The sequence below is a fragment of the Exiguobacterium sp. UBA3968 genome (genome assembly GCF_002385115.1).
In the GTDB taxonomy this organism is placed as follows: domain Bacteria; phylum Bacillota; class Bacilli; order Exiguobacteriales; family Exiguobacteriaceae; genus Exiguobacterium_A.
In genome coordinates, this window is sequence record NZ_DGCW01000010.1 from 10,775 (window position 1) to 11,982 (window position 1,208).

Genomic DNA, 1,208 nt, shown 5'->3' on the forward strand with positions numbered 1-1,208 from the left:
TGCCCGAAATCCGTGAGAGTAGGCGCAGACGTATCTCCGGCGTTAACGGACGTCGAGAGGGACGAGTCAATCGTCCAAACAGAGTGGGACCGCGCTTCGTTAGCGTCTCTGTGCAGCAATGCATAGAGGCGCTTTTTCTTATGGAAAGGAGAACGTATATGACACGGATGCGAGAAGATATCCGCAATGTGTTTGAGCAAGATCCAGCTGCCCGCAGCACGTTAGAAGTCATTTTGACATACCCGGGCTTACATGCGATTTGGATGCATCGCCTGGCCCATCGGCTCTGGAACGCGAAGTTTCGCTTACTCGGTCGATTGATTTCGCAGTTCAGTCGCTTTTTGACAGGAATCGAGATTCATCCAGGAGCGACGATTGGACGCCGATTCTTTATTGACCACGGGATGGGTGTCGTCATTGGTGAGACGACGATCATTGGTGATGACGTCACGTTGTTTCAAGGCGTGACGCTCGGCGGAACGGGGAAAGAAACAGGAAAGCGTCATCCGACGATTGAAGACGGCGTACTTGTTTCAGCAGGTGCCCGTGTCCTTGGAGATATCACGATCGGGGCATACTCGAAAATTGGTGCTAGTTCTGTTGTCTTAAAACACGTTCCTCCAAATGCGACCGTCGTCGGCATTCCGGGACGTGTCGTCATTCAAGACGGCATGAAGGTCGAAGCACCACTTGATCATCGTTTCCCGGATCCGGTCAGCGAATGCCAAGAGCGGATTGAAATGGAACTAGAAGTATTAAAACAAGAAATTGAACGGATTAAAGGAGGGCGACGTCATGATTCAACTGTACAACAGCATGACCGGAAAAAAGGAACCATTTAAACCATTAGAAGAAGGAAAGGTCAAGATGTATGTCTGTGGTCCAACTGTGTACAACTACATTCATATCGGCAATGCACGTCCAGCGATCGTCTTCGATACAGTCCGTCGCTACTTCACATACCGCGGATATGAGGTCAAATACGTCTCGAACTTCACGGACGTCGACGATAAGATCATCCGGACAGCAAACGAACTGGGAGAAGATTATCATGCGTTGACGAAACGTTTCATTGAAGCGTATCACGCGGATACGGGTGCTTTAAATGTCCAAAAAGCGGACATCCATCCACTCGTCACGGAAACGATGGACGATATCATCGCATTCATCGAAGTCCTTGTTGAAAAAGGCAATGCCTACGCTTCAAG

At 49.4% G+C, this 1,208-nt stretch carries 2 protein-coding genes; both read left to right on the plus strand.

The window, feature by feature from the left end; all coding sequences use genetic code 11:
• Positions 1–122 precede the first annotated feature (122 nt).
• A complete protein-coding gene (epsC, locus tag B3S86_RS15130) occupies positions 123–842 on the plus strand; it encodes a serine O-acetyltransferase EpsC (protein WP_255344377.1) in 720 nt (239 codons plus the stop codon).
• A partial coding sequence (locus B3S86_RS15135; RefSeq protein ID WP_349677891.1) for a class I tRNA ligase family protein occupies positions 796–1,208 on the plus strand: 413 nt, incomplete at its 3' end. The genes epsC and B3S86_RS15135, both read left to right, overlap by 47 nt.